We start from the raw sequence: 22,212 nt of genomic DNA, 5'->3' as shown, positions 1-22,212 counted from the left end.
AATGGAGGTGATCGTATGAATGACGGTGAGGAAGCTTGGCTGAACGGAATCGGACCTGCAGTTGAGGCCAATTTCCGGGCGCTGATCGAAGCCGGCGGCTTGAGACGCGGCCAGATCGTCGTGTTTGGTACCTCGACCAGCGAGGTCCGGGGCCAGAGAATCGGCACGTCCGGTACGCCGGAAGCGGCCGAACACATTTTCGCCGCCGCTGTCCGGGTGGCGGAAGAACACGGGCTGCGGCTCGCCTTCCAGTGCTGCGAGCATTTAAACCGCGCGCTTGTCGTCGAAGAAGCGCTGCTGGAGCAAGACCCCCGGCTGGAGCCGGTGAATGTGGTGCCGGTGCCCAATGCCGGCGGCTCGATGGCCGCCCATGCTTACCGGCACCTGGAGCGTGCATGCGTCGTGGAAGAGATCGCCGCGCATGCGGGCATCGACATCGGCGACACGCTGATCGGCATGCACCTCCGCCGGGTAGCCGTCCCTGTGCGCCCCCCCGTGAAACAGGTGGGCGAGGCGCACGTGACGATGGCATACACGCGTCCGAAGCTGATTGGCGGACAACGGGCCGTGTACGAAGCTGTCCCGGAAAGCCCGGGCATTCCCGTATTCGCCGGTGCCCAAGCGCCTGTCCGGACGAATCCGGGAGGTGCGGCAGACAGCGGCACCTGCGAATAATGCATCCGGAGCCGTGATAAGCGGGGAGCCTTTCTCCCTGTTTATCCGGCTCGTACAAAGCGAAACTGATTGTGATTTTAAATCTATGGGAGGTTGTTATAGATGGTAGAATTTTTGCGTAAACAGGACCCGAAAATCGTTGAGGCTATGAACCTGGAGCTTGGCCGTCAACGCGACAAAATCGAGCTGATCGCTTCCGAAAACTTCGTAAGCCAGGCGGTTCTTGAAGCTATGGGCACCGTGCTGACGAACAAATATGCGGAAGGCTATCCGTCCAAGCGTTATTACGGCGGCTGCGAATACGTGGATATCGTCGAGGATATCGCGCGTGACCGTGCGAAGGAACTTTTCGGGGCCGAGCATGCCAATGTACAGCCTCACTCCGGCGCTCAAGCGAATATGGCCGTTTATCTGGCCGCGCTGAAACCGGGCGACACCGTTCTGGGTATGAACCTGGCGCATGGCGGACACTTGACTCACGGCAGCCCCGTCAACGCGTCCGGCATCCTCTATAATTTCGTAGCTTACGGTGTAAGCGAACAGGATTCCCGCATCGATTACGACGATGTCCGCAAAGCCGCTTTTAAACACAGACCTCGAATGATCGTTGCAGGGGCAAGTGCTTACCCGCGCATCATCGATTTCGAGAAACTGAGCCAAATCGCGGACGAAGTCGGCGCCCTGTTTATGGTCGACATGGCTCACATCGCGGGTCTTGTTGCGGCAGGCCTGCATCCGAACCCGGTTCCGCATGCCCACTTTGTCACGACAACGACTCACAAAACGCTTCGCGGCCCACGCGGCGGTCTGATTCTGTGCCGGAAGCCTTGGGCTGCCGCGATCGACAAAGCCGTCTTCCCGGGCTCCCAGGGCGGACCGTTGATGCACATCATCGCCGCTAAAGCCGTTGCGCTGGGCGAAGCTCTGCAAGCCGATTTCAAAACATACGGAAAGAACGTTATCGATAATGCCAAAGCGCTGGCTGAAGGCTTGACGGCCGAAGGCATCAACCTCGTTTCCGGCGGTACGGACAATCACCTGATCTTGATCGACCTGCGCAACCTGAACATCACGGGTAAAGACGCCGAGCATCTTCTTGACGAAGTGGGCGTAACCGTCAATAAGAACGCGATTCCGTTCGATCCGACCAGTCCGTTCGTAACCAGCGGTATCCGTATCGGTACGCCTGCCGCGACTTCCCGTGGAATGGATACGGAAGCCATGAAGCAAATCGCCAAAATTATTGCCCTGACGCTTAAAAATCCGAGCGATTCCGCCGTTCACGAGCAAGCCCGCGGACTCGTTAAAGAAGTTACTTCCAAATTCCCGCTGTACACGGGATTGGAATATTAATTCTTCCATATAAAATAGCCTGCTTTCCAGCAGGTGGTTAGTGAATCCGGGAACCCGTAATGGGTTCCTTTTTTATGAAAAAAAAGAGGGCGGAGTGTTCATACAAAAGCAGTTTCTTGTCATAAGAGAGTGTGCTTTTTGGGGAGGATATATAAACAGACATATGATATAATGGACGAGGTTTGTGGAAAGTTGGAAAGACATCCAGATCAGCCAGATCGATATTCGGGAGGAATACTATGAGTAAGGTGTTCATTTGCGACCACCCCTTGATTCAGCACAAACTCACATACATAAGAGACGTAAATACGAAAACCAAGGATTTCCGCGAATTGGTGGATGAAGTCGCCACTTTGATGGCGTACGAGATTACGCGTAATATCCAGTTGGAGAACATCCAGGTCAAAACGCCTGTAGCGACTGCGGACTGCCGGATTATTTCCGGACGCATGCTCGGTATTATCCCGATTCTCCGCGCAGGACTCGGCATGGTGGACGGGATTCTGAATCTGATTCCGGCTGCAAAAGTGGGTCATATCGGACTGTACCGTGACCCCGAGACGCTTCAACCTGTCGAGTATTATGTGAAATTACCCACAGATGTACAGGAGAGAGAATTGATCGTCGTGGACCCTATGCTGGCGACGGGCGGTTCCGCTAATCTGGCTATCACCGCTTTGAAAAACCGCGGGTGCGTGCAAATCAAGCTGATGTGCCTGATTGCCGCTCCGGAAGGGATAGAAGCCGTCCAGAAAGAGCATCCGGACATCGACATCTATGTGGCCGCTATCGACGATTATTTGAACGACCACGGTTACATCATTCCCGGTCTGGGAGACGCGGGCGACCGTTTATTCGGTACGAAATAAGTATTTTGGGGGACGTACGTTCATGAAAAGGTTGAAAGTCATTACGATTTTCGGTACAAGACCGGAAGCCATCAAGATGGCTCCGCTTATTTTGGAGCTTCAGAAGCATCCGGAGCAGATTGAATCGCTCGTGGCCGTGACGGCCCAGCATCGCCAAATGCTGGATCAGGTGCTTGAGCTGTTCAATATCCAGCCAGATTTCGACCTCAACGTCATGAAGGACCGTCAAACACTCAACGAAGTCACCATCCGGGTTCTTCAGGGCCTGGAGCCTGTTTTCCGCGAAGCGAAGCCGGACCTGATTCTGGTGCACGGCGATACGCTGACGACTTTCCTTGCCAGCTATTCGGCCTTCCTGCAGCAGATCAAAGTCGGCCATGTGGAAGCGGGCCTGCGGACCTGGAACAAGATGTCGCCGTATCCGGAAGAGATGAACCGTCAGCTGACGGGCGTCCTCGCGGATTTGCACTTTGCTCCAACCCGGTTGTCGGCAGACAACCTGCGCAGAGAGAATAAATCGGAAGACACGATTTATGTGACCGGCAACACCGTAACGGACGTATTCCAGTACACCGTGAAGAAGGACTTCCACCATCCGGTTCTGGACTGGGCGGAAGGCAAGCGTCTCATCCTGATGACGGCCCACCGCAGGGAAGCGCAGGGCGAGCCGCACCGCCAGATCTTTAACGCGGTCAAGCGCATTGCGGACGAGTTCGAGGATGTCGCGATCGTGTATCCGGTTCATCCGAGCCCGGCCGTTAAGGAACCGGCTTATGAAATTCTGGGCAATCACCCGAGAATTAAACTGATCGACCCTCTCGACGTGTTCGAGTTCCATAATATTTATCCTCATACTTACATGATTTTAACAGACTCTGGCGGTATGCAGGAAGAAGCTCCGTCTTTCGGGATTCCAACCTTGGTTCTTCGTGACACGACGGAACGTCCGGAAGGCGTACAAACCGGAAATTTGGAGATGGTCGGTACAGACGGGCAAAAAGTTTACGAGCGCGCACGCGCTTTGCTCACCGATCCGCAAACGTATGATCGCATGAAAGACGCTGCTAACCCTTATGGGGACGGACAAGCTTCCCGCAGAATCGTGCAGGGAATCCTTCACCATTTCGGCTATAAAACGGAAAAACCGGACTCTTTTTAACGCGACTCATTCGACATTGTGACGATGCAATGACAAAGGTCACACTGTACAGTTCCACTGTTTGGTTTTAAATGCTGAAATCCCTTGATATACAAGGGGTTTTGGCAATGCTGTTCACGAAATGTTTGATTTTATACGAATTGACAAAGTAGACTTTGCTCCGATACAATATATGAGGATTGATAGGGGTCAAAGCCATGAAAAACAAAGGGAACCGCGATAATCCTTGGAGGGCGGCCGGCCTTGTAGGCGCTCTCGGGCTCGATATCGCTATCTGTACACTACTCGGCTACTTTGCCGCGAACTTCGCAGTCCAGCGTTTTGGCGGTCCGAGAAGCTGGATAGTAGCAGGCGTGATGCTCGGTCTCTTCGCGGGGATCGCTTCGGTTATCGTGCTGCTTAAGAAGTTTCTGGAGGAACCCGATGAATGACCTGCTCAAGAAAGCTATGCGTATCGCGCTTCTGCTTCTCGCCGTATGTTTACTGGTCTGGGCGCTTGTCCCTGCCGTACGCACGGTAGCTGCAGGACTATTAGTAGGTGTGATTGCAAGCGGCATCAATGCTTTGCTCCTTCAGCGCAGAGTCGATTTGATCGGCAAAACCGTTGCGGAGCGGGGCGCACAGCGTATGAGTCTCGGATTTTTAAGCCGTCTGGCAACCGTACTCCTTGCCGTTATGATTGCGCTTAAATTTCCACAACACTTTGATATCGCCTCAACCATTATTGGTTGCTTTTTGGTTCCATTTATACTTTTGCTAGTCGGCATTTTGAGTCGTCCACACAAACCGTAATGCATGGAAAGGGGTGAAATTGGAAAATGCATGAGTTTCCCGTGCTACACTTCGAAAATGGTATCGATATTGACATTTCAACCTTTTTGGCGATTATCGTGTCCTGCGTGGTTGTGTTAGTCTTAGCTCTTCTGTCCGTACGGAACCTGTCCGTCGACAAGCCTTCCAAATTGCAAAACTTTATGGAATGGGTCGTTGAGTTCGTTCATAACACGATTGCAAGTACGATGCCGCTCAGCAAGGCAAAGTCCTACATTTCGTTAGGATTGACATTAATTATGTTTATTTTTGTCTCCAACCTTCTCGGTCTTCCATTCGGTATCGTAACCGACCATCACCATGGATTTACGCTATTCGGTCAGCAGGTCTTGACGGATGCCCGTATTCATGAGTTGGAGGAAGCAGGCAAACATGCTTCTGTGGCTTGGTGGAAATCACCGACAGCCGACCTTTCCGTAACGTCCGCACTCGCCCTGATGGTGTTTGTTATGACGAATACACTCGGTTTGACACAGAACACGAAACATTATCTGAAGCATTACTTTGAGCCGTTCTGGTTCTTCCTGCCGCTGAACATCATAAAAGAGCTTTCCAAGCCGTTGACGCTTGCTCTTCGTTTGTTCGCGAACATCTTTGCGGGTGAGGTTCTGATCTCCACCATTATGATGCTGGGTGTTGTAGGGATACCGCTGCTCGCCGTTTGGCAGGGCTTCAGTATCTTCGTAGGTGCCATCCAGGCATTCTTGTTCACCATCCTTACCATGGTTTACATTTCCCAAGCTACCGTTCATCATGAAGATCACTAAATGATCGGCTCAGCTGCGTCTAGCAGCTCTGCGCGGCTTCCGCAAGGCGTGGGATCCATATACACATTACAGTACAAAACCTATTTTCTGAGGAGGAAATTTTTCATGGAATTCCTGGCAGCAGCATTAGCAATCGGTTTGGGCGCACTTGGCGCTGGTATTGGTAACGGTCTGATCGTAAGCAAGACAGTAGAAGGTATCGCTCGTCAACCTGAGCTTCGCGGTACTCTGCAAACAACTATGTTTATCGGTGTTGGTATCGTCGAGGTTGTTCCGATTATCGGTGTCGTTCTGGGCTTCCTGATTTTCTTCAAATAATTCGCATAGCCTCGGTTGGGCGGGGAAGGCCTGAGCCATCCGCGCCTTCGCTATGAATTAGGTTCTTGAAGAATCGCCCTAGCACACAGTTACGGAAAGGAGTGACTCGAATGTCTTGGAATTGGGAATCGTTCGTATTCGCGCTTGTCGCGTTCGGAATTCTATACTGGCTGCTCAGCAAATACGCCTTCGGTCCGTTGCTCGCAACGATGGAAGAGCGCAGAAAGCTGATTGCCGACCAGATGAACTCTGCTGACGCAAGTCGTGTTCAAGCCGAGCAAATGCTCGAAGAACAGAAGCAGGTAATTCAAGAGGCACGTAAAGAAGCTTACCAAATGATCGAGCAAGCTAAATTGACGAGCTCCAAGCAAGCCGAAGAAATCGTCGATAAAGCGAAAGGCGAAGCTGACCGTGTGAAAGAAGAAGCGGTTCGCGAGATCGAAAGCGAGAAAAACAAAGCGGTTGCAGCACTGCGCGGTCAAGTTAGCGCTATGTCCGTTATGATCGCTTCTAAAATTATTGAAAAGCAAGTTGACGAAAAGTCACAGGAAGAATTGGTGAACCATTACCTGAATGAGGTAGGGGGATCTAAATGAGTGAAATCGTGGTAGCGAAAAGATATGCGAAAGCACTTTTTGAAGCTGCGAAGGAGCAGAACACGGTCGCTCAAGTTGAAACTGAACTGACCGAGATTGTTCAGACGATCCAGGATCATGCGGAACTGCGCAGTGTTCTGGATCATCCGAATATCGACGTGCCTGCGAAACGTCAGCTTTTGTCGAACATCTTTGCGGATCGGATTTCTCCGCTCGTTATGAATACGATTAAACTCCTGATCGATAGAAGACGGCAATCCCTGCTTCCTATTGTACTGTCCGACTTTGTTCAGATTTCCAACGAGTCGCTTGGCCAGGCAGACGCAACGATTTACACTGCCCTGCCGCTGTCTGAAGTACAAGTCAAGGAAATCGCAGACAACTTTAGCCGTATGACCGGCAAACAAATTCGTGTACAGACGGTAGTCGACCCGAGCTTGCTTGGCGGCATTACTGTTCGGATCGGTGACCGTCTATACGACGGCAGTTTGGCTGGCAAACTCGAACGTTTGGAAAAATCGCTGAAACAAGCTCAAGCAATGTAGATAGGGGTGAGGTTCGTTGAGTATCAGACCTGATGAAATCAGCACGCTGATTAAGCAGCAAATCGAAAATTATACAGCAGATCTGCAAGTCGTTGAAGTCGGTACGGTTATCACTATCGGTGACGGTATCGCTCGTGTGCACGGCTTGGAGAACGTCATGGCCGGTGAGCTTCTCGAGTTCGCCAACGGCGTTGTGGGCATGGCGCAGAACCTGGAAGAAAACAATGTAGGTATCATCATTCTCGGACCGTATTCCGACATCCGCGAAGGTGACCAAGTTAAGCGTACAGGCCGCATTATGCAGGTGCCTGTAGGCGAAGCGCTGCTCGGACGCGTTGTTAACGCTCTGGGTATGCCGATTGACGGCAAAGGACCGATCGAAGCTTCCGGCTACCGTCCGGTCGAATCCGCGGCTCCTGGCGTTATGGCACGTAAGTCCGTACACGAGCCTATGCAGACCGGTATCAAGGCGATTGACGCGCTTGTACCGATCGGCCGCGGCCAGCGTGAGCTGATCATCGGTGACCGTCAAACCGGTAAAACGGCGATTGCCATCGATACGATCATCAACCAAAAAGGCAACGGCGTGAAATGTATCTACGTGGCCATCGGTCAAAAGCAGTCGACCGTTTCCAACGTAGTGGATACACTCCGCCGCAACGGCGCTCTCGACTACACGATCGTCGTAACCGCGAGCGCATCCGAACCGGCTCCATTGCTCTTCCTGGCTCCTTATTCCGGTTGCGCAATGGGCGAATACTTCATGTACAAAGGCGAGCATGTCCTGATCGTTTATGACGATCTGTCCAAACAAGCCGCTGCTTATCGCGAGCTTTCCCTGCTCCTCCGTCGTCCACCGGGCCGCGAGGCTTATCCGGGTGACGTATTCTATCTTCACTCCCGTTTGCTTGAGCGTGCAGCTAAGCTGAACGACGAACTGGGCGGAGGCTCCATCACGGCGCTTCCATTCATCGAAACTCAAGCGAGTGACGTATCGGCGTACATTCCGACCAACGTTATTTCCATTACCGATGGTCAAATCTTCCTGGAATCCGACCTGTTCTATTCCGGTCAGCGTCCGGCGATCAACGTGGGTATCTCCGTATCCCGTGTAGGTAGCTCCGCTCAAGTGAAAGCCATGAAGAAAGTCGCCGGTACCCTGAAGACTGACCTTGCCCAATATCGTGAATTGGCTGCTTTCTCGCAGTTTGGTTCCGACCTTGATAAAGCAACGGTTTCCCGTCTGAACCGCGGTGAGCGTACACTGGAAATCCTGAAGCAGGGCATTAACGAGCCGATGCCGTTCGAAAAACAGGTTATCAGCATCTATGCCGCTACCAAAGGCTTCTTGGACGAATTGCCGGTTAAAGACATTACCCGTTACGAAAAAGAATTCCTTGCCTACCTCGATGCCAACAAACCGGAAATCGCCAGCTCCATCCGTGACACGAAGGATCTTACTTCCGACACGGAAAAAGCGCTGGTTGCAGCTATCGAGACATTCCTCAAAGGATTCTCGGTATCCGAATAATTATGAGAATTTGCGATTCCATAATCAAGCTGCAGGGGGTGAAACAGTATGGCTAAGGGTATACGCGAGATTAAGCGTCAGATTAAGAGCAAACAGAACACAAGGCAGATCACTAAAGCGATGGAGATGGTCGCGGCTTCCAAGCTGAAGCGCGCTCAGAACAGTGCGGAGGCATCCCGTCCTTATGCGGATAAGATCCGCGAAGTGGTGTTTAGTGTGGCTGCAGGCTCGAAGGGCGTTCAGCATCCGATGCTCCAGGTTCGTGAAGTCAAACGCACGGGATATCTGGTTTTGACTTCAGACCGCGGACTCGCTGGCGGTTTTAACGCCAACGTGCTTCGGAAGGCGCTAAATGCTATTCGTGAGCGGCATAAATCTACGGATGAATATGCGGTTTTCGTTGTTGGCCGCAAAGGCAAGGATTTCTTCAAGCGGAGAAACATCCCGGTCTTTGACGAAGTCACAGGTCTCAGCGATTCTCCGACGTTCGCCGATATTAAGCAGCTCGCTTCGTCCGCTGTACAGAACTTCATCGACGGCAATTACGACGAGCTGTACGTTTATTACAACCAGTTCCAAAACGCAATTACGCAAACGCCGGTTGAGAAAAAGCTGCTGCCGCTCGAGCAGCCGAAGTCCGGCAGCAGCGCTGTCTCTTCTTACGAATATGAGCCCTCCGCCGAAGGCGTTCTGGAAGTACTGCTTCCGAAGTATGCGGAAACGGTCATTTTCAGCGCCGTGCTGGAAAGCAAAGCGAGCGAATTCGGCGCGCGTATGACTGCTATGGGTAGCGCGACGAAGAATGCGACGAAGATGATTGCAGAGCTTACACTTTCCTATAACCGTGCACGTCAGGCGGCAATTACCCAGGAAATCTCGGAGATTGTTGCCGGTGCCAACGCATTGAACTAATGCGCAGTGCGGAACTAAGCATTTGAGTACAGGAGGGAAATACAATGAGCAAAGGACGTGTTGTTCAGGTCTTGGGACCGGTTGTCGACATCGAGTTCGAACGTGGACATCTTCCCGAGATTCTGAATGCCATTAAAATTCAAAAAACTGCTCAATCCGCTGATCAAGAAAACAGCGAAGTGACAGTTGAAGTTGCCGTACACCTTGGCGACAACCAAGTACGCTGTGTAGCTATGTCTTCCACGGACGGTCTCGTACGCGGAATGGCAGCTATCGATAGCGGTGCCGCTATCTCCGTACCGGTCGGTCCTGCTACACTGGGTCGTGTATACAACGTACTGGGCGATCCGATCGACGGCAAAGGCCCTGCGGACCGGACCCTGACATCCCCGATTCACAAGCAAGCTCCTGAGTATGTCAACCTGACGACTCAAGCTGAGATGCTGGAAACGGGTATCAAGGTTATCGACCTTCTTGCTCCTTACATGAAGGGCGGAAAGATCGGTCTCTTCGGTGGTGCGGGCGTAGGTAAAACCGTAACCATGCAAGAGCTTATTCATAACATCGCGCAGGAGCATGGCGGTATCTCCGTATTTGCCGGCGTAGGTGAAAGAACACGTGAAGGTAATGACCTCTATCACGAGATGAGTGATTCCGGCGTTATCGCCAAGACCGCAATGGTGTTCGGTCAGATGAACGAACCTCCTGGCGCGCGTCTGCGTGTTGCTCTATCCGGCCTGACTATGGCCGAGTATTTCCGTGATGTGGAAGGTCGTGACGTACTTCTGTTCATCGACAACATCTTCCGTTTCACACAAGCGGGTTCCGAAGTTTCCGCCCTCCTCGGACGTATGCCGTCCGCGGTAGGTTACCAGCCTACGCTGGCAACCGAAATGGGTCAGCTTCAAGAACGTATTACTTCCACGACCAAAGGTTCCGTAACGTCGATTCAAGCGATCTACGTACCGGCGGATGACTACACTGACCCGGCTCCGGCAACTGCGTTTGCCCACTTGGACGCAACGACTAACCTCGAGCGTGCCATTGCCGCGAAAGGTATCTTCCCGGCCGTTGACCCGCTTGCTTCCTCTTCCCGTATCCTGACTCCTCAGGTAGTAGGCGAAGAGCACTATGAAGTGGCACAAGGCGTTAAGCGTCTGCTTCAGCGTTACAAAGAACTTCAAGATATTATCGCGATCCTCGGTATGGACGAGTTGAGCGAAGAAGACAGGATCGCCGTTAACCGCGCAAGACGCGTAGAACGCTTCCTGTCCCAACCGCTCCACGTTGCCGAAGCGTTTAACGGTATGCCAGGTCTCTACTGCCCGGTTAAAGAAACCGTGCGCAGCTTTAGAGAACTGCTTGACGGCAAGCATGACGATCTGCCGGAAGCAGCTTTCGTTAACGTGGGTTCGATTGATGAGGCCGTTGAAAAGGCAAGAACGATGGTATAAGCAATCGGGTCATGCGGGCGTTTGCCTGCTTTCCCGGGTTTGATCCGAGTCGGAAAGAGGGTCTCTCGCAGAGTCCTTCTCTCGGACAAGGTGAAAGCTTACGAAGCGAACGAACTTTCTAGCGAAAGTTCTGGGGAGGAATGAGCGTGAGTACTTTCCTTTTGGAAATCGTAACTCCGGAGCGCATCGTATATACCCAGAATGTTCACATGGTAAGTGTCGACGGCATCGAAGGCCAACTTGGCATTCTTCCGAACCACATTCCGTTTGTGACACCATTGAAAATCGCACCCGCCACGATCAAACTTGAGAATGGCAAACAAGAAACCGTCGCTTTGAACGGCGGCTTCATGGAAGTGCGCAAAGATAAGGTTGTCATTCTGGCGGAAAGTGCGGAACTGCCTGGCGACATTGACATCGAACGTGCGAAGTCTGCGAAGGAACGCGCCGAGAAACGTTTAACGGGTAAGAAGGACGAAGCTGATTTCCAGCGCGCCGAGCTTTCTCTTAAACGGGCGTTGAACCGGATCGGGGTTTACGAGCATAAATAAGCAAGAAGAACAGAGGACGTTCATGCGTCTTCTGTTTTTTTATTTTCACTGATAATTATGCGCTTACATCTAAAATCATTTTCATTAGACACATTTTTTGAGCGTATGCTATAATTGGAAAGTCATTACATTACCAAAATTTATGAGATGATTCAAGATTTCTTATGAAAATGGAGGCGGTTTCAAGCAGATGTACGCGGTAAAGTATGTGATCGTAGCCATTTTCGTCGCACTCGGCATTTTGCTTCCGGTTGCAGCTCTTACGATCGGCAGATGGCTTAGACCCAACAAGCCGAACGAAGACAAGGCGACCACTTACGAAAGCGGAAATGAGCCAGTAGGGGAAGGTCAGGTCAGGTTCAATATCCGGTATTATCTTTTCGCCTTGATGTTTGTCATTTTCGATGTTGAAACTGTATTTTTATATCCGTGGGCCGTGGCGTATAACAAGCTGGGGCTGTTTGCACTGGTGGAAATGTGTATTTTCGTCCTGCTTCTCGGTGTCGGGTTACTCTATGCTTGGAAGAAGAAGGTGCTGCAATGGACTTCAATTTAGAGTCGATCACTCCGGAGGATCGTGCTGAACTGGATCGCAACGTGTTTATGACTACCCTGGAGCAGGTCAAAGCTTGGGCAAGAAGCAATTCCTTGTGGCCGCTCACTTTCGGTCTTGCCTGCTGTGCCATAGAGATGATGGGTACGGGCGCATCGCATTATGATCTGGACCGCTTTGGCGTCATTTTCAGGACATCTCCCCGCCAATCCGATGTGATGATTGTAGCAGGTACGGTGACGAAAAAAATGGCTCCGCTGCTGCGTCGTCTGTACGATCAGATGCCGGAACCGAAGTGGGTCATTGCTATGGGGTCATGCGCTACTGCTGGCGGTCCGTACGTAAAATCTTATGCGGTTGTAAAAGGTGTCGATCAAGTTGTTCCGGTTGATGTGTATATTCCGGGCTGTCCACCGAATCCGGCGGCTTTGATTTATGGAATCAACAAGCTTCAGGAGAAAATCCGTTATGAAGCGAAAACCGGAAAGCAGGTGACAAACCTGTGAGCGATAAGGAAAAGGAAAACCCGCAGGAAACCGAAATTCCATCAAAATCGACAAATTCAGACGAAGATTTGGAAGCGAATACAATTGAATATAAGGAAAAAGAAGGGATTTTGTCGAAAGAAGAAAATAGTGAGTTACATACTGTACCAGTGAGCACAGGATCGGCGGAGAACAGCACAACGCCTCAGGCCGGTTCGCCCGAGCAGAGCGCCTCGGCGGCGGGCAACGGCGAATCGGCGCCGGAGACCCCGGCGTCGGGTGCCGCGCAGCGCCCGGACGCAAACCGTGCGGCAGCGCGAAGCGCCGCTGCCGCTGAAGCCGGCGGCGCCGCTCCGGCGGCAAACGGCGCTGCCCCGACTGAGGGGGCAGCGGCCGAGGACGGCGGCGACAAAGCAAAAGCCGCCGCTGAGGCTCGCGCAGCCCGTGCGGCTGCCCGCGCCGCCAAAACCGCGGCTCCGGCGGAAGATGCCCCGCCGAAGCCGCCGTCCCCGAACCAGCCGCTGCTGGACCGGCTGGTCGAGATCCTGAAGGGAGAGGTGGCCGGAAATGCCGTTGATGAAGCGTTCATCAACGAGATCGACAGCCACCGTCCCTTCGTGGTTATCCGCGGCGAGCACTGGGTGCGTGCCGCGGAGGTCTTCCTGCAGCACGAGGAGCTGCAGTGCAGCTACCTGCGCAGCGTGAGCGGCGTAGACCTCGGAAACCAGCTGGAAGTGGTTTACCATCTGCTCTCTATCCCGCTGCGCAAAGAATACGGAGTCCGCGTGCGCACAGAGCGGGAAGCTCCGTCGGTTCCCTCCGTAGCTTCCGTATGGCCGACTGCGGACTGGAACGAGCGGGAAATTTATGACCTGCTGGGCATTGATTTTCCCGGTCATCCCAACCTGACGCGCATCATGATGCCGGACGAGTGGGTCGGGCACCCGCTGCGCAAAGATTACGAAGCGTACGACCCGGAGGTGTAGCGTTTTGTTACGGACAGAAGAACTGCTGCTTAACGTAGGGCCCCAGCATCCGAGTACCCACGGGGTATTCCGGATTATCGTCAAGCTGGACGGGGAAATTATCCGCGAGGCGATCCCGGTAATGGGTTACCTCCACCGCGGAACCGAGAAGCTTGCGGAAAATCTCAATTACACTCAAATTATCCCTTATACGGACCGGATGGACTACGTATCGGCGATGACAAACAATTATGTGCTGGTCAATGCGGTCGAACGGATGCTGGGCCTGCAGATTCCGGAAAGGGCCGAATATTTACGCATTCTGGTCATGGAACTGCAGCGCATTGCCAGTCATCTGGTCTGGTGGGGAACTTATTTGCTCGATATCGGGGCTATGAGCCCGTTTCTTTATGCGTTCCGCGACCGGGAAATGATTATCGACTTTTTCAATGAGCTGTGCGGTGCAAGGCTTACCTATAATTACATGCGTGTCGGCGGCGTCAAATGGGATGCCCCGGAAGGCTGGCTGGACAAAATCCGGGCATTTATCCCTTACATGAAGAGTAAGCTGGAAGAGTACGACCGTCTTGTCAGCGGCAACGAAATATTCCTGGCGCGGATCAAAGGCGTAGGCCGTTACGATGCCGATACGGCCATCGCTTACGGATTAAGCGGGGCGAACCTGCGGTGTACCGGGGTGAAATGGGACTTGCGTAAGGATCAGCCTTACTGCATTTATGACCGCTTCGATTTTGACGTTCCGGTTGGGAGCAACGGCGACTGCTATGATCGTTATCTCATTAGGCTCGAAGAAATCGTTCAATCCCTGCGTATCATCGAGCAGGCGCTGGATCAGATTCCCGAAGGCGAAACGATGGGAAAAGCTCCCCGGGTCATCAAGCCGCCCGAAGGCGATATTTATGCGCCGATCGAATCACCGAGGGGGGAAATCGGCTGCTTTATCATGTCCAAAGGGCGGCCCGAACCGTTCCGGCTAAAGTTCCGCCGTCCCTCCTTCGTTAATCTTCAAATTTTACCGAAACTGCTGGTCGGGGAAACCATGACGAACCTGATTACTATTCTCGGCGGGATCGATATTGTTGTAGGGGAGGTGGACGGCTGATGCTGGACCTGGTCGGACAACCGCTGACATGGACGCATACGCTTATTTTTGCAGCCTACGGCGTCGTGCTGCTTCTGATCATCCTGGGATTTGTGACTTATGCCATCTACTTCGAGCGAAAAGTCATCGGTTGGATGCAGGGAAGACACGGTCCGAACCGTGTAGGCCCTCTGGGACTGCTACAAACGGTCGCTGACGTGTTCAAACTGCTCATCAAGGAAGATACCATTCCGCGCAAAGCAGACCGGGAGCTGTTCATTCTCGCGCCTGTGCTTACGTTTATTCCGGCGTTCGTCGTTGTGGCGACGATTCCGTTCACGGCGAATCTCATTCATGCCGATCTGGATGTCGGCCTCCTTTATTACATAGCTCTGTCCGGAATTTCCACACTGGGAATGATTCTGGGCGGGTGGGCGTCCAATAACAAATACGCTCTGCTCGGCGGCATGCGGTCAGCCGCTCAAATGATCAGCTACGAGGTTCCTCTCGTTATTTCCGTGATCGGGGTCATCATGATGACCGGCACCTTGAACCTTCATAAAATTGTGGAAGCCCAGGGCGATAACTTCTGGAACTGGAACTTCCTCCCCCAGATCGTCGGTTTTATCGTCTTCGTCATTGCGGGCGTGTCTGAGCTGAACCGCACCCCGTTTGACCTGCCCGAAGCCGAATCGGAGCTTGTAGCCGGCTATCATGTCGAATACAGCGGATTTCGTTTCGCTTTTTTCATGCTTGCGGAATATGTGTATGTATTTGCGATCGCTTCCTTGACTACCGTCCTTTTTTTGGGCGGGTGGCACGCTCCGTTGGCCTTTCTCACTTTCATACCCGGTATTGTCTGGTTTTTGCTTAAATTCTCGTTCATTGTCTTCTTCTTTTTCTGGATCAGGGCGACTCTGCCCCGAATCCGGATTGATCAGCTGATGGGACTCGGCTGGAAGGTCCTTTTGCCTCTGGCGCTGCTCAATATTTTTATAACGGCTCTCTACATGGGTCTTAACGGATAACACGGCAACTGCCGTTCTATGAAGTCGTAAAAGGAGGAGAGGGCCAGTGAAAGGTCTTATCAAAGGATTAGGCGTTACACTCAAAACGATGACACAGAAAAAAGTGACCTACGCTTATCCCGATGTACCCCTGCAAATGCCGGACCGGTTCCGGGGAATCCAGCATTTCGAACCGGACAAATGTATTGTCTGCAATATGTGCGCGAAAGTGTGTCCCACGGAGTGTATTACCCTGACGGGGAAGCCCAATCCCGATCCCGATAAAAAGGGCAAAATTATCGATACCTACGACATCAATTTTGAAATCTGCATCCTTTGTGATCTCTGCACGGAAGTTTGTCCTACCGAAGCGATTGTGATGACCAATCACTTTGAATTGAGCGCCTACAGCCGTGACGAGCTGTTTAAAGATATGAAGTGGCTCACGGACAACAACACGCTGGTGCGTAAAGAAAACAATTCCGCCCTTCCCAAAGGAGGCGCGAAGAAAGATGTTTAGCGGTTTGGGAAGCTTTTTGTCGCAAGGGGAGAATTGGTGGTTTCTTCTGTTTGCCATCTGTGCAATAGGAGGCGCCATCTATATGATCACTTTCACGAAGGTCGTTCATATGGTGCTGTCCGTTGCCTTTACGTTCGTGAGTCTGGCCGGATTGTATGTGCTGCTGGAAGCGGAGTTTGTCGGATTTGTCCAGATTCTGATCTATGCCGGGGCCATTTCGATCCTGATGATTTTCGGCATTATGATGACCAACCACCGGGCGGAGGAGAAGGCCAAGAGCGGTCGGGTCCAGAAGATTCTGCTCGGTATCGGGTCGCTGGGACTCTTCGGCATCCTTTTCTATGCGATTCAAAATACGACCTTTCCGTCGGCCCCGGGTTCCCTTCAGACCGGGCAGGACAACACGCTTGAGATCGGAAAACTGCTGTACAACGAATACGTCATCCCGTTCGAAATTATGTCCGTGCTGCTGACGGTCGCCTTTATCGGAGCGATTGTCGTCGCCAAAAGAGAGGAGGATTAACGTGACAAGTGTCGTGACTCCTTATCTGACTCTGGCGGCCATTTTGTTCTGTATCGGTTTATACGGGGCTTTGTCCAAGAGGAACGGCGTCATCGTTCTCCTCTCCATCGAACTGATGCTCAACGCCGTGAACCTGAACCTGGTCGCATTCGCTAAAATGGGCGCACAGCCTGCGCTGACCGGGCAAATTTTTTCTTTGTTCACCATCACGGTAGCTGCAGCGGAAGCGGCTGTAGGCGTCGCCATCCTGATCGCCCTCTACCGCAATAAGGGAACGGGCAACGTGGACGAAATGGACTCCATGAAGCATTAGCGGCGTACGGTGCGGCTCTTATCCTCATCTTTGATTGGCAGAGCTGTCTAACGTCATGGCCTTGAAGGAGGAAAGGAAAAATATGATTTCCGTTTATTCGCAATATGCCTGGCTCATCCCGCTGTTTCCGCTTCTGGCCTATGTTCTGATAACCGCTTCGGGCAGGCCGGCAAGAAGAATAGGTCCGTATCTGAGCACGGCCGCCGTATTCGTTTCGTTTGTTGTGGCCCTCCTCATCCTCATTGAAAGACTTGGAAAAGGCGTGCAGGATTACACCTGGAACGGTTTCCAGTGGCTGCAGGTCGGTGATTTTGCGGTGAGCCTGGGCTACGAGGTCAATAATTTAAACGCGATCATGCTCATTATTGTCACTGCCGTATCGTTGCTGGTTCATATTTATTCGATCGGATACATGAAGAAAGACGAACGGGTCCATGTGTTTTTCAGCTACATAGCGCTCTTTTCTTTTGCGATGCTAGGGCTGGTGATTTCAGTCAACCTGGTGGAATTTTATCTGTTTTGGGAGCTTGTCGGAGTCTGTTCGTTCCTGTTGATCGGATTCTGGTATACGAAACCGGAAGCGAAGGCTGCCGCAAAAAAAGCCTTTATTGTGACAAGAATAGGCGATTTCGGCCTGTTTGTAGGAATTCTTCTTCTATTTTGGAGCATGCCGGGACATGCGCTGGATTTTAATTCGGTACAAAATGCGTTTACAAGCGGTCAGGTAGAAAGCTCCGCCGCCACTTGGATCGCGCTTCTTTTCTTTATGGGAGCCATGGGCAAATCGGGGCAGTTCCCCCTGCATACCTGGCTGCCCGATGCGATGGAAGGCCCTACTCCGATCAGTGCGCTGATTCATGCGGCGACTATGGTGGCTGCCGGGGTATATCTGGTTGCCCGCACGTTCGATGTTTTCCTCGCGTCGGATACGGCCATGCAGGTCGTCGCTTATGTAGGCGGTTTTACGGCGATTTTCGCGGCGACGATCGGAACGGCGCAGAACGATATCAAACGGATTCTCGCGTATTCGACCGTATCCCAGCTCGGGTATATGATGATGGCGCTTGGAGTGAGCGCCACGTATACGGCGGGAATGTTCCATTTGTTTACGCACGCGTTCTTTAAAGCTCTCCTGTTTCTGGGTGCGGGCAGCGTCATTCATGCCGTACATACGCAGGATATTACCAAGATGGGCGGAGTCGGCGGAAGGATGAAGATTACGGCGTGGACTTTCGCCATCGGAACGCTGGCTTTGTCCGGAATCCCTCCGTTCTCCGGATTCTGGTCCAAGGACGCGATTCTGTCCCAAGCTTACGAGACCGATTCTCTTCTGTTCTGGGTCGGCATCGCCGGGGCCTTCTTTACGGCCTTGTATATGGCCCGGCTCTTTTTCCTGGTATTCTGGGGCAAATCGCGCAGCGGTCAAGAGGTTCACGAATCTCCGGCCTCTATGACGATCCCGCTCCTTCTGCTGGCAGTTCCCGCCGCTCTTGCAGGCTTTCTGTACACCCCGTGGAGCGGGTGGTTCGGCGACTGGCTGACAGGCAGGACCGAAGAATCCGCCGTTCATGCGGGCGTGATGCTTCTCTCTACGGCAGCGGGCGTTCTGGGCCTCGTTCTGGGCTACCTGCTGTACGCAAGAAAGCCGGAAACCTTTATTTTCTCCGAAAAGTTTCCATGGCTTTACAATCTCGTGCATCGTAAATATTACATCGACGAAATTTACCGGACTGTCCTTGTCCTCCCGCTGCGGGGAATCGGGTACCTTCTGCAGGCCGTGGACACGTTTATCGTGGACGGTGCCGTCAGGCTCGCGGCCGCTGCCGCTGTCGGACTGGGCCGTACGGGCTCCCGGCTGCAGAACGGCCAGATCCAGACCTATGGCCTGATCACCCTGCTTGGCCTGCTTGTTCTCATCCTTGCTATAGCCGGAAGGAGGTTTATCCATGTCGGCTAGCCTGCTTAGTCTGATCGTGTTTTCTCCGCTGCTCGGCGTACTCGTCCTCCTTTTTCTGCCGAAAGAGAACAGAAAAGCGCTCCAGGCCGTATGCATGGCCGCGACCGGAATCCCGCTTCTGCTCAGCGTGTGGCTGTATGCGGCCTATTCCAACGGAGCGGCGGGGATGCAGTTCAAAGAGCAGCTGGACTGGATTCGCATCCCCCTTAACAAAGAAGGGGTCGAAGGTCTCGCCAACTTCTACTGGACCGTTCAATACCATCTGGCCGTTGACGGTTTGTCGATGCCGCTCGTTTTCCTCACCGCGTTAGTGTTTACAATGGCCGCTCTGGCCTCGATCTACATCAAAAAAAGATGGAAGGCTTATTCGATCTGGCTGCTGCTGCTGGAAGTTGGCGTCTTCGGCGTGTTTACGTCTCAGGATCTATTCCTGTTCTTCCTCTTTTTCGAAGTCACTCTTGTTCCGGTGTTTTTCCTGATCGGAATCTGGGGCGGCGTGGACCGTGAAAAGGCAGCCAGCCGTTTCCTGATTTACAACGGGCTCGGCTCCGCCATCATGCTCGTGGCGTTCGTTATTCTCGTGACGACGGCGGGAATTTCCCAGCAGGTCGCGGGCAATCAGCTGACCGTATTCTACAGCGGCGATATCCAGACGATTGTACATAATCTGCTGCAGGACCCGGCCGCCCTGGTGAATCAGGCATCGCCTAATCCTCAAGCGGAAAACCCGTTCTTCCTGAGCGAGGGCATGAAAACGGCCCTGCTGATCATGCTGCTCATCGCTTTCGGCATCAAGCTGCCGATCTTTCCGTTTCACACCTGGATGCTCAAGGTGCATACGGAAGCTCCGCCTCCCGTAGTGATGATTCACTCGGGTATTTTGCTGAAAATGGGTGCTTACGGCCTCATCCGCTTCGGCATTCTGCTATTTCCGGCACAAGCGCAGGATTGGGCATGGGTGCTCGCCCTGCTGGGTGTCGTCAACATTTTGTACGGGGCCCTGCTGGCTTTTGTCCAAAACGAGTTCAGGCTTGTGCTCGCTTATTCCAGTATCAGTCACATGGGCATTGTACTGCTGGGCCTGGCGGCCTTTAATCCGATCGGCATGCAGGGAGCGATTTTCCAGCTCGTTTCTCACGGGTTGATCTCCGCTCTCATGTTCCTGCTCGTCGGAAGTATTTACGAACGGACCTCCACGACGGAACTCGGCAAGCTGGGCGGGCTGGCGAAATCCATGCCTTTTCTTAGCGCTATTCTGCTTGTGGGAGGGCTTGCTTCCCTCGGTCTGCCGGGACTCTCGGGTTTTGTAAGCGAGCTGCTGGCATTTATCGGTTTGTTCGGTACGTCCCGGATTCTGGCGATTATAGGTGCAGTCGGCATTATCCTGACGGCCGCTTATGTACTGCGGGGGGTCATGAAGATGACTTACGGACCTCTGCCGGAACGGTTCAAGGGACTGCCGGATGCCCGTTTTATAGAGGCGTTGCCGATGATTGCGCTGGTGGCTTTCATTCTTCTGCTTGGCGTATACCCGGGTATACTGAGCGAGCCTCTGCAGCAGACGGTAAACGGATTTCATCAGACGATTCACAGCATAGCCGGGAAGGTGGGGGGGTAGAACGTGGAACCGATACGAATTCATGTACAGGATTTAACGCATCTGCTCCCGGAAATGACGCTCGTTATCACGGCTATCCTGCTGTCGGTGCTCGATCTGTTCTTGCCGAAGGCGGTCAACCGGAAATGGATCGGCTGGCTTTCCCTCGCCGGTATTGCGGTCTCTATCGCCTTTGTCATTGCCCAGCTTAATCCTAGTCAAGCGATCGTGCTCCTTAACGAAAGTTACCGCATTGACGATTTCGGCAGCCTGCTGAAACTGGCGTTCCTCGGCGGAACCGCGCTGATTATTCTGATGAGTCTGGGAAGCGTGGAAGACAGGGAGATACCGCATGTCGGGGAATATTATTATTTCCTGCTGCCGGCTGTGCTGGGGGCCATGGTGATGGCTTCCTCCGCCGATCTCATCACGCTATTCGTGGGATTGGAGCTTCTGAGCATAACTTCTTACGTGCTTGTCGCCATGAAAAAGAAAAACGCCCGGTCCAACGAGGGCGCGTTCAAGTATGTCATATTGGGCGGAATATCGTCCGCCATTATTTTGTACGGCATGTCCTTCCTCTACGGGATTGCGGGAACAACGAATCTGGGGGCGATACAGGCGGCCATCGTTTCGGGCTACGAGAGCTACAAACCGCTCCTGTATGTATCTTTCTTCCTGCTCCTGGCCGGATTCGGTTTCAAAATAGCGGCCGCGCCTTTCCACTCGTGGGCACCGGATGTTTATCAGGGAGCGCCGACACCGGTCACCGCTTTTCTCGCCGTTATATCCAAAGGAGCGGCTTTTGCCATCTTGTTCCGGGTCTTTTACGTGCTGCTGGCTTTGGGACAGTTCGGGGACGAGGGACTTCAGAAGGACATCTTCCTGGCCCTGTCGGTGGTAGCGGCAACAGCCATGATCTGGGGCAACACAGTCGCGCTGCGGCAAAAAAACGCCAAACGGCTGCTGGCTTACTCCGGAATCGCCAATGCCGGCTATCTGCTCGTTCCTCTGGCCGTCCATATCAATCTGGTGCAGGTGGATAACTTCTCCAAATTTTTCTTCTATCTAATCGCCTACATTCTGATGAATATCGGCGCTTTCACGGTCCTTCTGATTATAGAAAAATCGACCGGAGACGAGGAGATTAAAGGGTTTGCCGGTCTTTATTACCGTGCTCCCTGGACGTCAGCGGCCGCTGTCGTTCTGCTTCTGTCGCTAGCCGGGATTCCGATATCTGCGGGATTTTTTGGAAAGCTGTATCTGCTGTTCGGCACGATGCAGGCGCATTTGTACTGGCTCGGTGCCGTTATGATGATTACGAGTGTCATTTCGTTTTATTATTACTTCGGCATTATCCGGCAAATGTTCATGCGCGCCGACCTTGAAGACCGGCCCGTACGCGTTCCGGTCCCTCTGGGAATCACGCTTTGGCTGTGTGCGGGTCTGACGTTATTGCTTGGACTTGTTCCCGGATATCTGCTCGCTTATATCGACCGGATATTCAGTTTGACTAGGGACCTCCTAATCCTGTCATAAATTTGATATAATATAAGCTTCTCCGCTGTTCGGGCAGTGGAGGGGCTTATTTTTATTGTTTTTATGTGCAGACAGACAGTGCGAAACTAT

General features: G+C 52.7%; 25 protein-coding genes. All 25 read left to right on the top strand.

What is annotated here, in order from left to right:
* The first annotated feature begins 15 nt into the window (after positions 1-15).
* On the top strand, positions 16-675 hold the full coding sequence (locus tag AC58P5_RS25115; RefSeq protein WP_497391509.1) for a TIGR01440 family protein: 660 nt from the start codon (positions 16-18) through the stop codon (positions 673-675).
* A 102-nt stretch (positions 676-777) separates the two neighbouring features.
* Positions 778-2,028 (top strand): serine hydroxymethyltransferase, encoded by a 1,251-nt coding sequence (gene glyA, locus AC58P5_RS25110; RefSeq protein WP_497391507.1) that lies wholly within the window; start codon positions 778-780, stop codon positions 2,026-2,028.
* Positions 2,029-2,267: 239 nt separating this feature from the next.
* Complete coding sequence (gene upp / locus AC58P5_RS25105; RefSeq protein WP_009676968.1) at positions 2,268-2,897, top strand: uracil phosphoribosyltransferase; 630 nt, start codon at positions 2,268-2,270, stop codon at positions 2,895-2,897.
* A gap of 22 nt (positions 2,898-2,919) precedes the next feature.
* Positions 2,920-4,056, top strand: a complete 1,137-nt coding sequence (gene wecB / locus AC58P5_RS25100; protein WP_497391505.1) for a non-hydrolyzing UDP-N-acetylglucosamine 2-epimerase — start codon at positions 2,920-2,922, stop codon at positions 4,054-4,056.
* Between the two features lie 197 nt (positions 4,057-4,253).
* Positions 4,254-4,487: an AtpZ/AtpI family protein gene (locus AC58P5_RS25095; RefSeq protein ID WP_497391503.1), complete on the top strand. Its 234-nt coding sequence runs from the start codon at positions 4,254-4,256 to the stop codon at positions 4,485-4,487.
* On the top strand, positions 4,480-4,848 hold the full coding sequence (locus tag AC58P5_RS25090; RefSeq protein ID WP_497391501.1) for an ATP synthase subunit I: 369 nt from the start codon (positions 4,480-4,482) through the stop codon (positions 4,846-4,848). The genes AC58P5_RS25095 and AC58P5_RS25090 overlap by 8 nt, the downstream gene beginning before the upstream one ends.
* A 26-nt stretch (positions 4,849-4,874) precedes the next feature.
* A complete protein-coding gene (gene atpB, locus AC58P5_RS25085; protein WP_103996921.1) occupies positions 4,875-5,654 on the top strand; it encodes a F0F1 ATP synthase subunit A in 780 nt (259 codons plus the stop codon).
* A gap of 105 nt (positions 5,655-5,759) precedes the next feature.
* Positions 5,760-5,972, top strand: a complete 213-nt coding sequence (gene atpE / locus AC58P5_RS25080; protein ID WP_009677035.1) for a F0F1 ATP synthase subunit C — start codon at positions 5,760-5,762, stop codon at positions 5,970-5,972.
* 110 nt (positions 5,973-6,082) lie between these two features.
* Positions 6,083-6,568, top strand: a complete 486-nt coding sequence (atpF, locus tag AC58P5_RS25075) for a F0F1 ATP synthase subunit B (protein WP_497391498.1) — start codon at positions 6,083-6,085, stop codon at positions 6,566-6,568.
* On the top strand, positions 6,565-7,113 hold the full coding sequence (locus AC58P5_RS25070; protein ID WP_497391496.1) for a F0F1 ATP synthase subunit delta: 549 nt from the start codon (positions 6,565-6,567) through the stop codon (positions 7,111-7,113). The genes atpF and AC58P5_RS25070 overlap by 4 nt, the downstream gene beginning before the upstream one ends.
* A 16-nt stretch (positions 7,114-7,129) precedes the next feature.
* Positions 7,130-8,644, top strand: coding sequence for a F0F1 ATP synthase subunit alpha (gene atpA, locus AC58P5_RS25065; RefSeq protein ID WP_009677068.1), 1,515 nt, complete (start codon positions 7,130-7,132; stop codon positions 8,642-8,644).
* A 48-nt stretch (positions 8,645-8,692) separates the two neighbouring features.
* Positions 8,693-9,556, top strand: a complete 864-nt coding sequence (atpG, locus tag AC58P5_RS25060) for an ATP synthase F1 subunit gamma (RefSeq protein ID WP_497391494.1) — start codon at positions 8,693-8,695, stop codon at positions 9,554-9,556.
* Between the two features lie 44 nt (positions 9,557-9,600).
* Entirely contained in the window at positions 9,601-11,010 is a 1,410-nt protein-coding gene (atpD, locus tag AC58P5_RS25055; protein WP_497391492.1) for a F0F1 ATP synthase subunit beta, read from the top strand.
* Positions 11,011-11,156: 146 nt separating this feature from the next.
* Positions 11,157-11,561: a F0F1 ATP synthase subunit epsilon gene (locus AC58P5_RS25050; protein ID WP_326055306.1), complete on the top strand. Its 405-nt coding sequence runs from the start codon at positions 11,157-11,159 to the stop codon at positions 11,559-11,561.
* Between the two features lie 190 nt (positions 11,562-11,751).
* Positions 11,752-12,117: an NADH-quinone oxidoreductase subunit A gene (locus tag AC58P5_RS25045; RefSeq protein WP_009677054.1), complete on the top strand. Its 366-nt coding sequence runs from the start codon at positions 11,752-11,754 to the stop codon at positions 12,115-12,117.
* Positions 12,102-12,620: a NuoB/complex I 20 kDa subunit family protein gene (locus AC58P5_RS25040; protein WP_009676983.1), complete on the top strand. Its 519-nt coding sequence runs from the start codon at positions 12,102-12,104 to the stop codon at positions 12,618-12,620. The genes AC58P5_RS25045 and AC58P5_RS25040 overlap by 16 nt, the downstream gene beginning before the upstream one ends.
* Positions 12,617-13,585, top strand: coding sequence for an NADH-quinone oxidoreductase subunit C (locus AC58P5_RS25035; RefSeq protein WP_497391489.1), 969 nt, complete (start codon positions 12,617-12,619; stop codon positions 13,583-13,585). The genes AC58P5_RS25040 and AC58P5_RS25035 overlap by 4 nt, the downstream gene beginning before the upstream one ends.
* Before the next feature lie 4 nt (positions 13,586-13,589).
* A complete protein-coding gene (locus AC58P5_RS25030; RefSeq protein WP_497391487.1) occupies positions 13,590-14,687 on the top strand; it encodes an NADH-quinone oxidoreductase subunit D in 1,098 nt (365 codons plus the stop codon).
* Positions 14,687-15,694 carry an NADH-quinone oxidoreductase subunit NuoH gene (nuoH, locus tag AC58P5_RS25025; protein WP_497391485.1) on the top strand — a complete coding sequence of 336 codons (1,008 nt, stop codon included), beginning with the start codon at positions 14,687-14,689 and terminating at the stop codon, positions 15,692-15,694. The genes AC58P5_RS25030 and nuoH overlap by 1 nt, the downstream gene beginning before the upstream one ends.
* Before the next feature lie 46 nt (positions 15,695-15,740).
* Entirely contained in the window at positions 15,741-16,193 is a 453-nt protein-coding gene (gene nuoI / locus AC58P5_RS25020; RefSeq protein WP_042233867.1) for an NADH-quinone oxidoreductase subunit NuoI, read from the top strand.
* Entirely contained in the window at positions 16,186-16,716 is a 531-nt protein-coding gene (locus AC58P5_RS25015) for an NADH-quinone oxidoreductase subunit J (RefSeq protein WP_497391483.1), read from the top strand. Before nuoI ends, AC58P5_RS25015 begins: the two co-directional genes overlap by 8 nt.
* A 1-nt stretch (position 16,717) precedes the next feature.
* Entirely contained in the window at positions 16,718-17,029 is a 312-nt protein-coding gene (gene nuoK / locus AC58P5_RS25010) for an NADH-quinone oxidoreductase subunit NuoK (protein WP_497391481.1), read from the top strand.
* Positions 17,030-17,111: 82 nt separating this feature from the next.
* A complete protein-coding gene (gene nuoL / locus AC58P5_RS25005) occupies positions 17,112-18,986 on the top strand; it encodes an NADH-quinone oxidoreductase subunit L (RefSeq protein ID WP_497391479.1) in 1,875 nt (624 codons plus the stop codon).
* Complete coding sequence (locus tag AC58P5_RS25000) at positions 18,976-20,604, top strand: complex I subunit 4 family protein (RefSeq protein WP_497391477.1); 1,629 nt, start codon at positions 18,976-18,978, stop codon at positions 20,602-20,604. Before nuoL ends, AC58P5_RS25000 begins: the two co-directional genes overlap by 11 nt.
* Before the next feature lie 3 nt (positions 20,605-20,607).
* On the top strand, positions 20,608-22,122 hold the full coding sequence (locus tag AC58P5_RS24995) for an NADH-quinone oxidoreductase subunit N (RefSeq protein WP_497391475.1): 1,515 nt from the start codon (positions 20,608-20,610) through the stop codon (positions 22,120-22,122).
* Positions 22,123-22,212 lie beyond the last annotated feature (90 nt).

This window comes from Paenibacillus sp. JT31N7 (genome assembly GCF_059692095.1).
The sequence above is the reverse complement of the archived record's forward strand: the minus strand, read 5'-3'. Positions and strand labels throughout refer to the sequence as shown.

Coding starts and splice junctions, on each gene's coding strand:
- nuoL (WP_497391479.1), top strand. CDS start 17,112: ATGATTTCCGTTTATTCGCAATATGCCTGGCTCATCCCGCTGTTTCCG.
- AC58P5_RS25095 (WP_497391503.1), top strand. CDS start 4,254: ATGAAAAACAAAGGGAACCGCGATAATCCTTGGAGGGCGGCCGGCCTT.
- glyA (WP_497391507.1), top strand. CDS start 778: ATGGTAGAATTTTTGCGTAAACAGGACCCGAAAATCGTTGAGGCTATG.
- atpE (WP_009677035.1), top strand. CDS start 5,760: ATGGAATTCCTGGCAGCAGCATTAGCAATCGGTTTGGGCGCACTTGGC.
- AC58P5_RS25115 (WP_497391509.1), top strand. CDS start 16: ATGAATGACGGTGAGGAAGCTTGGCTGAACGGAATCGGACCTGCAGTT.
- atpF (WP_497391498.1), top strand. CDS start 6,083: ATGTCTTGGAATTGGGAATCGTTCGTATTCGCGCTTGTCGCGTTCGGA.
- atpD (WP_497391492.1), top strand. CDS start 9,601: ATGAGCAAAGGACGTGTTGTTCAGGTCTTGGGACCGGTTGTCGACATC.
- AC58P5_RS25000 (WP_497391477.1), top strand. CDS start 18,976: ATGTCGGCTAGCCTGCTTAGTCTGATCGTGTTTTCTCCGCTGCTCGGC.
- atpG (WP_497391494.1), top strand. CDS start 8,693: ATGGCTAAGGGTATACGCGAGATTAAGCGTCAGATTAAGAGCAAACAG.
- AC58P5_RS25090 (WP_497391501.1), top strand. CDS start 4,480: ATGAATGACCTGCTCAAGAAAGCTATGCGTATCGCGCTTCTGCTTCTC.
- nuoH (WP_497391485.1), top strand. CDS start 14,687: ATGCTGGACCTGGTCGGACAACCGCTGACATGGACGCATACGCTTATT.
- upp (WP_009676968.1), top strand. CDS start 2,268: ATGAGTAAGGTGTTCATTTGCGACCACCCCTTGATTCAGCACAAACTC.
- AC58P5_RS25070 (WP_497391496.1), top strand. CDS start 6,565: ATGAGTGAAATCGTGGTAGCGAAAAGATATGCGAAAGCACTTTTTGAA.
- wecB (WP_497391505.1), top strand. CDS start 2,920: ATGAAAAGGTTGAAAGTCATTACGATTTTCGGTACAAGACCGGAAGCC.
- atpB (WP_103996921.1), top strand. CDS start 4,875: ATGCATGAGTTTCCCGTGCTACACTTCGAAAATGGTATCGATATTGAC.
- AC58P5_RS25045 (WP_009677054.1), top strand. CDS start 11,752: ATGTACGCGGTAAAGTATGTGATCGTAGCCATTTTCGTCGCACTCGGC.
- AC58P5_RS25015 (WP_497391483.1), top strand. CDS start 16,186: ATGTTTAGCGGTTTGGGAAGCTTTTTGTCGCAAGGGGAGAATTGGTGG.
- AC58P5_RS25040 (WP_009676983.1), top strand. CDS start 12,102: ATGGACTTCAATTTAGAGTCGATCACTCCGGAGGATCGTGCTGAACTG.